This is a genomic window from Tepidisphaeraceae bacterium (assembly GCA_035998445.1).
Lineage (GTDB): Bacteria > Planctomycetota > Phycisphaerae > Tepidisphaerales > Tepidisphaeraceae > DASYHQ01.
Window position 1 is genome coordinate 21,107 of the sequence record DASYHQ010000012.1, and the last position, 6,485, is coordinate 27,591.

General features: G+C 64.5%; 6 protein-coding genes. 1 reads left to right on the forward strand and 5 read right to left on the reverse strand.

Annotation, left to right across the window (positions count from 1 at the left end):
• Window positions 1–109 precede the first annotated feature (109 nt).
• Entirely contained in the window at window positions 110–901 is a 792-nt protein-coding gene (locus tag VGN72_03425; protein ID HEV7298389.1) for an AraC family transcriptional regulator, read from the reverse strand.
• A gap of 87 nt (window positions 902–988) precedes the next feature.
• On the opposite strand from VGN72_03425, the gene VGN72_03430 reads away from it, so the two are divergent.
• Entirely contained in the window at window positions 989–1,891 is a 903-nt protein-coding gene (locus tag VGN72_03430; GenBank protein ID HEV7298390.1) for a phytanoyl-CoA dioxygenase family protein, read from the forward strand.
• Window positions 1,892–2,174: 283 nt separating this feature from the next.
• Here the strand turns inward: VGN72_03430 and VGN72_03435 are convergent, their stop codons facing one another.
• From VGN72_03435 to VGN72_03450, 4 genes are all read right to left on the reverse strand, one after another.
• On the reverse strand, window positions 2,175–4,187 hold the full coding sequence (locus VGN72_03435; protein ID HEV7298391.1) for a glycosyl hydrolase family 28-related protein: 2,013 nt from the start codon (window positions 4,185–4,187) through the stop codon (window positions 2,175–2,177).
• Between the two features lie 107 nt (window positions 4,188–4,294).
• Window positions 4,295–4,678, reverse strand: a complete 384-nt coding sequence (gcvH, locus tag VGN72_03440; GenBank protein ID HEV7298392.1) for a glycine cleavage system protein GcvH — start codon at window positions 4,676–4,678, stop codon at window positions 4,295–4,297.
• Between the two features lie 84 nt (window positions 4,679–4,762).
• The gene (gcvT, locus tag VGN72_03445; protein HEV7298393.1) at window positions 4,763–5,860 is read right to left on the reverse strand and encodes a glycine cleavage system aminomethyltransferase GcvT; all 1,098 of its coding nucleotides are present in this window, start codon (window positions 5,858–5,860) and stop codon (window positions 4,763–4,765) included.
• 505 nt (window positions 5,861–6,365) lie between these two features.
• A partial coding sequence (locus VGN72_03450) for a transposase (GenBank protein HEV7298394.1) occupies window positions 6,366–6,485 on the reverse strand: 120 nt, incomplete at its 5' end.

Here is a 6,485-nt window from a genome sequence, read left to right on the forward strand (position 1 = left end):
GCGTGCCACCAGCGGCTTGTCCGCTAGTGGTTTGCTCTGGATTTCGCTCGTTTCAAAAATGCAGACACGGGCGGGCGAGCCGTCGGCGTCACCCTAACTGGGGGCCGTGCTACTCGGGATTGGCCTGCCGCCACTGTATCGGCGACAGGCCGGTGCGATCCTTGAACTGGCGAGAGAAGAAGAACACATCGCCATACCCCAGCAGCTCGGCGACGCGGGTGACGGTCAGCTGGTTCTGCGACAGCAGGTCGCGCGCACGGCTGATGCGGGCGTCGATCAGGTAATCCTTCGGGGCCTTCCCGAAATGTCGGCGGAACAGGCGCGCGAAATGTTCGGGGGTGATTCCCACTTGCCTTGCGAGCTGCGCGACCGATTCCACCTCGCCCGGCCGTTCGCGAATGAACCGCTCGGCGGCGATTAGCGCGGGGGCGTCGGGCGAGGGGTCGGTGTGCTCGGCGCGCAGGCCGATCAGCATCGCCGTCAGGTACGCCTCCGCCTCGCCGCGACCGCCGGGCAAATCGTCCAGGCGGCTGATGCGGTCACAGGTGAGCGCGAACAGATCGGTCGATCGGATCTGCTTCGTCAACGGTGGCAGCACGCCTTCGGGCGGTTGCCAGTTGCGCCCGCGGGCATCACGAAAGTGAAAATGAATGTAGGTGACGCGCAACTGCCGCTTCGGGTCGTGCGTGGCGTGGGCGTCGGTGTACGGTCGAAAGCAGAACACCCGGCCGGCGGACAGGTCGTAGGTGGTCTTTCCCAACTGCATTTGACCGACACCGCTGTGGACGGTCCATAGGTTGAAGTGCGTAAACCGTTCCGGCCGCGTCTGCCATGACCAGCCGGGCTCGCACGTTACCGTGGCGGCGTTGATAATGCGGATCTGGGAGAAAAGCGAAGACATGTGGTCGGCTGTACATCACAAAAGTACAAGCCTCGCCTGCGAATATCCATGGGCGAATTGGCGAACGTGAGCGATGGTTGTGGCATCATGAACACAGCAACCCTTCCCACGTCCAACATTGCCGCCACCGACCGTGCCCGGCGGCTCTACAGCTACACGAACGTTCACCAGCCCATCCCGCACCCGGACGCCATCGACGCCGCCGCGATTCGGCGGTTCCATGAGGACGGCTTTATCGCCGTCGAAAACGTGCTGACGCAGGACGAGGTCGCCGAGTATCTGAAGGTGATCCACGAGACGATCCTGGCGGATGATGGCTCGCTGGACGTGGTGCATTACGAGCCGGGCGTGGATGGGTCCAAGCTGTCGCCGGCCGAGCGTGTGCTGGCGGTGCGTAAGCTGTTTAAGTTCGTCGACAAGGTGCCGGGCCTGGCGAGGGCCGCGGCGCACCCGGTGCTAATGGGGATCGGCCAGCGGTTGATGGAGGCCGAACTGATCCTGCTGCAGGACATGGCGCTGCTGAAGCCGCCCGGCGGTGGGGCTGAAAAACCGTGGCATCAGGACACGGCCTACTTCCGCATCAAGCCGCTCGACAGCGTGCTGGGCACGTGGATCGCGCTCGACGCCGCCACGCTCGACAACGGCTGCATGCACGCCATTCCCGGCACGCACAAGCTCGGCCCGCAGGCGCACTACCACGACCGCGACTGCCAACTGCCCGACGACCGCATCGACGTGAGCAAGGACGTCGCCATCCCGCTAAAGCCGGGCGGCGCGATGTTCTTCAGCGGCCTGCTATGGCACGGCACGCCGCCGAACCACTCGCAGAGCCGCCGGCAGGCGATGCAGTACCACTACTGCACGCGCGCGGCGGCGGAGATGAGCCGCGATGAAGTGTTCGCGATGTTCCGCGACCGCGGCGGTTATGCGGGCTGCCAGGGGTGGGCGCTGAAGACGCCCTCGCGGCCGATGAGCGAGCGGGCGGTGTAGTACGAAACGGGTTTCCTTCATGCGCGTTGCGGTCTGCGTACCACGGGCGGTCCGCCCGTTTTTTTCAGACCGAAGACACGGGCGAGCCGCCCGTGGTACGCGCGGACATTCAACCCGATCCATGTAAGGCTGCGCCGTAGCATGGGCGTCCCGCCCATGCTCGCGATGAGGCCGGAAGATTTTATTGTTGGTTAGCGGCTTGATCGGCGCTGCGGGCACTAATCGTATCTGCTGTTCCAATCCACATGCATGGGCGAGACGCCCATGCCACGGTTAAGACCCGCTACTGACTGACCGGCCGGGTCGCGGCGCGCGTGCGGTAGAGCGGCACGGCACGCGAGCGGTCGCCGCGTGTGCCGTTGCGCGGGGGTAGATCTTTGGGGGAAACGTTGACGACGTCGTCGCCCTGCGCATCACGAATGTAGACGTCGTAGTCGTTGTCGCGAAAGTTCTCGCTGACGAACGTGAACGAGCCGACGGCGTCCTGCACGTCGTACGGCACGGCGCCGGCGGGCACCGCGGGCAGTTGGGTGGCGCTGATGTAGTTGTACCCGCCGAGCAGTTCGGTGGCGCCGCCAGCGGTGGTGGTGATGAACGGGGCGGGGCCTTCGGTCTTGAAACCCAGGATCCAGAGTCGCCCGCCGGCGTTGGTCACCTGGCTGGTGGTGCCGTCGCCGTCATAGTTCTCGGGGTTCAGCTGGCGGGCCCAGACATTTTGCTTCGTGAACTCCCAGCCAGGCAGGAAGCAGTCTTCGATGAAGACCTTCGCCCCCTGCGCCCGCGAGGTATTGCGATAGGTGCGCCGCAGGCCCTCGTTGCCGACCCAGCCCATGCTGTGCTTGATGACGACCGTCTTGGTGGTGTTGCTTTCGAACAGCACCTCGCCGGGGTATTGGGCATTGAAGAACATGCGTTCGAAGAACACCTCGGGGTGGTTCGTCTCGTCGATGCGAATCAATGGCCGTGGGTTCTGCTTATCGCTGAACGGCTCCTTCGCGGCGCCGAGGTTGATCTCAGCCCCCATGCCGAGCACCTGCCGCACGTTCCCGCGGATGACGAGGGTATCGGAGAGGTGGTAGATGCGGTCGTTGACGAAGTAGATCGTCGACTTGCCCGAATCGAACGCGCGTTGAATGGCGGCGGTGTCGTCGGGCTCGCCATCTTGCCGCGGGCCGACGGCGATCCAGTCGGTCAGGACGGCGTTCCAGAAGGTCGGTGAGTCTTCTGGTTGGATGAGGAACGTTCGTGCCACCCGTGGGCCGGGCGCGCGCTGGTGCGGCTGGGTAGCTTCAAAAATTGCTCGGCTTTTCGACGCCTTCCCACGGCCGTCGGGGGTGGGGAGCAACTCGAGCGAAGGCGTCTCGATCGGTTCGCCGTCAAGCAGAACGGACGAATGGTTTGTGTCAGGCAGAGCGACGGTGCGGAGCAGCGTCGTGCCCGACGCGTCGATGGTCGCCTTGTCGGCGTCCCCTTCCCCACCAAGGCGAAGACTGGTCGCCGTGAGGGCCGAGATGGCCCCCGTCGCCACGATCGCCGGCACCGCATTCTCGCTCATCAACCCGCGGATGTGCAGCAGGTTGTCGTGCAGTCGAATGCCCGCGACGCGCTGCCCGCGCACCGTCACGTCTTCCAGCGTGAAGCCGTACTGGCCGTCCTTCACGTCGATGCCGGCGTCGAAGCCTTCGACGGTCACGTCCTTGATGTACCCCGGCCCGGGAATTCGGCGCTTCATCGCGATACCGCTTGAGCCCGTGCCGTCACCACTGCGGACGGTCACGTCACGAATTGTGCCTTGGTTGCTGTTGGCCCACTCGATGCCAATGGCGCCGGGGTTGCCGTGGCCGGTGTCGATCGTCAGGTCGAAGAAGTTATTGCGGAAAGCCTTGTTGCCCCCGCCGGCCGGGTCGTCACCGGGTTGCCAGTGGTTTCCGCTGGAGTAGACGGCCTGCGGGTTCGCTGCATCGGTGAAACCGGGAGTAGCGTCGGTCAGCTTCAGGATCGTCTTATCCCGATGTTGCCCCTGCAGCGTGAGGTGCGCCTCCCACAGGCCGTCCTTGGTCTTGGCGACCAGTGGCTGGCTGATGTCGTACACGCCCGCGGGGAAATAGAGCGTGCGGCCCGTGCCAACGTGGTCGCTTACCGCGCGCTGGAGGGCGTCGGTGTCGTCGCGGTCATCGTCGGGCGTGGCGCTGTAGGGCGGTAGGGTGACGTTGATCACCGCGTCGGCCGGGAACAGCTTGTCTTGCGCCACTACGGCCGCAGGCGCGAGCAGAACGGTCAGCGCGAGGGACTTCATGGGCTCGCCCCTGTCGGTAAAGCTGTAGGGGCGGGCCTCCGTGCCCGCCCGCGTTTATGCTCAGACGAAAGGGAGGGCAGGCACGGAGGCCTGCCCCTACGCTGCGATCAGTGGCCGATCTTCTTCAGGTAGTCATCGACGGCCAGCAGGCCGTCCAGCTCGGCGGCGTTCGTCGCCTTCAGCTTGATCAGCCAGCCCGCCTCATACGGGTCGCGGTTGACCAATCCGGGGTCGGCGTTCACGGCCTCGTTGATCTCGGTGACGGTCCCCGCGACGCCGGTGTACATGTCGCTGGTGGCCTTCACCGATTCCACCTCACCGAACCGGTCGCCCGCCTTGAACGTCTGGCCGACCTTCGGCAGCGCCACGTAGGTGATGTCCGTCAGCTCGTCGGCGGCGAATTGGGTGATGCCCAGCGTGACAACGTCGCCGGCGGGCTTGTGCCACTCGTGGGTCTGCAGGTACTTGCGGTCGGATGGGGTGTCAGACATAGGTTGCTCTTGTGGCACGGGTTTTCAACCCGTGAATTTTTGAAGTCATGCGAAGACACGGGTTGAAAACCCGTGCCACGTCAATCACGCTCGCTTGTAGAACGGCAGCTTCACCACCGTCGCTGCGTTCGTCGTGCCCTTCAGATCGACGGCCAGTTGCGTGCCCTCGGGGGTGTGGGCGGTGTCGACGTAGGCCATCGCGATGCTCTTCTGCACCGTGGGGCCGAAGGTGCCGCTGGTGACGATGCCGATGGTCTGCCCGTCGGCCGACAGCACCGGCGCATCTTGCCGAGCAATCCGGCGGCCTTCCAGTTCCAGGCCCACCAGCTTGCGCTTCGGGCCGTCGGTGGCGATCTGCCGTAGCGCCGCGGCGCCGATGAACTCCTTGTTCAGGTCCACCGCCCAGCTCAGGCTCGCGCTAATCGGGTCGATCGTCTCGTTCAGCTCGTGGCCGTACAGCGGCATGCCGGCTTCTAAGCGCAGCGTGTCGCGGGCGCCCAGGCCGGCGGGGCGCAGGGTGGCGCCTTCCTTGTCCTCCTTGCCGCCCAGCATCTTGATCGCCATCGGGGCCAGCTTGGCGGGGATGATCAGCTCGATGCCGTCCTCACCCGTATAGCCAGAGCGGAAGACGGTGTACTTGATCAGCATCATCAGCGTGCCGCTCTCGAACCCGTAGCGCTTCAGGTCCTTCACGGTCGGCAGGAACTCGCCCATGCGGTCGATGACCTTGGGCCCCTGAAGGGCGACCATCGCGGTGCTGTCGGTGTTGTCGACCATGTCGACGTCGAAGTCGCCGGCCTTGCGGACGGACTGGAAGTGCCGCACCAGCTTCTCGCGGTTGCTGGAGTTCACGACCATGATCCAGTTCTTCTTGTCCCTGCTGACGATCACGTCGTCCAGCACGCCGCCGGCCTCGTTGCAGACCAGGCTGTACCGGCTCTGGCCGACCGTCATGGCGGCGCAGTTGCGCGTCAGCACATGATCGAGGAAGCGGACGGCGTCCTTCCCGCTGAAGGCCAGGCGCCCCATGTGCGACACGTCGAAGATGCCGCCGCTCTTGCGCGTCTGCTCGTGCTCGTCGACGATCGAGCGGTAGAGGATCGGCATCTCCCAGCCGGCGAAATCGACCAGCTTGGCGTTCTTGCTCACGTGGAAATCGTAGAACGGGGTGCGCTTTAACATGAAGGGGCGACGGTATCGGGGGGTGGGGGAAGCGTCAAGGAAAGGGGAAGGGGAGTGGGCGGTGGTCGGTGGATAGTGGTCAGTGAGTGGGCGGAATGTGTATTAAGCGCTCTGGCCCCTCTCCCGGTGCGCCGGGGGAGGTTGGGTGGGGGTGATTTCGAGGGACGGGAAAAGCTTCAATGCCCAAACCCGAACGACCATTGAATGTCCGAGCACCAATGACCAAGAACAGTAAGTCATCGGTCATTGGTCATTGGTCATTGGTGAGCGGGTGCCACCCGCCTTACCAAAAGGTTGAACGCGGGGCAGGTCCCTTGGGGCGTTTGGCTAGAGCGTGTTAGGCACTTTCGGGGTCGGTAACGCAGGCGTGACGACGCTGGGTGCCACGGTTTGGTACGCCAAGCCGTGTCTGCGTGTACCGGCACGGCTTGGAGTACCAAACCGTGGCACCCAAACCAGTTTCTGAGGCGGAAAGTGCATAACACGCTCTAGGTGGTACGGACATTCATTCCTCCGCGGTGATGAAGGCTGCGAGGTAGACGAAGCCGGCGAAGTTGGCGGCCTTCTTCTCGTACCGCGTGGCCACGCGCCGGCAGCGGCGGATGCGGCAGAAGAATCGCTCGAT

Bases quoted from the DNA above. Each gene is read 5' to 3' on its own strand.
- VGN72_03430 (HEV7298390.1), top strand. From the start codon at position 989: ATGAACACAGCAACCCTTCCCACGTCCAACATTGCCGCCACCGACCGT.
- gcvT (HEV7298393.1), bottom strand. From the start codon at position 5,860: ATGTTAAAGCGCACCCCGTTCTACGATTTCCACGTGAGCAAGAACGCC.
- VGN72_03425 (HEV7298389.1), bottom strand. From the start codon at position 901: ATGTCTTCGCTTTTCTCCCAGATCCGCATTATCAACGCCGCCACGGTA.
- VGN72_03435 (HEV7298391.1), bottom strand. From the start codon at position 4,187: ATGAAGTCCCTCGCGCTGACCGTTCTGCTCGCGCCTGCGGCCGTAGTG.
- gcvH (HEV7298392.1), bottom strand. From the start codon at position 4,678: ATGTCTGACACCCCATCCGACCGCAAGTACCTGCAGACCCACGAGTGG.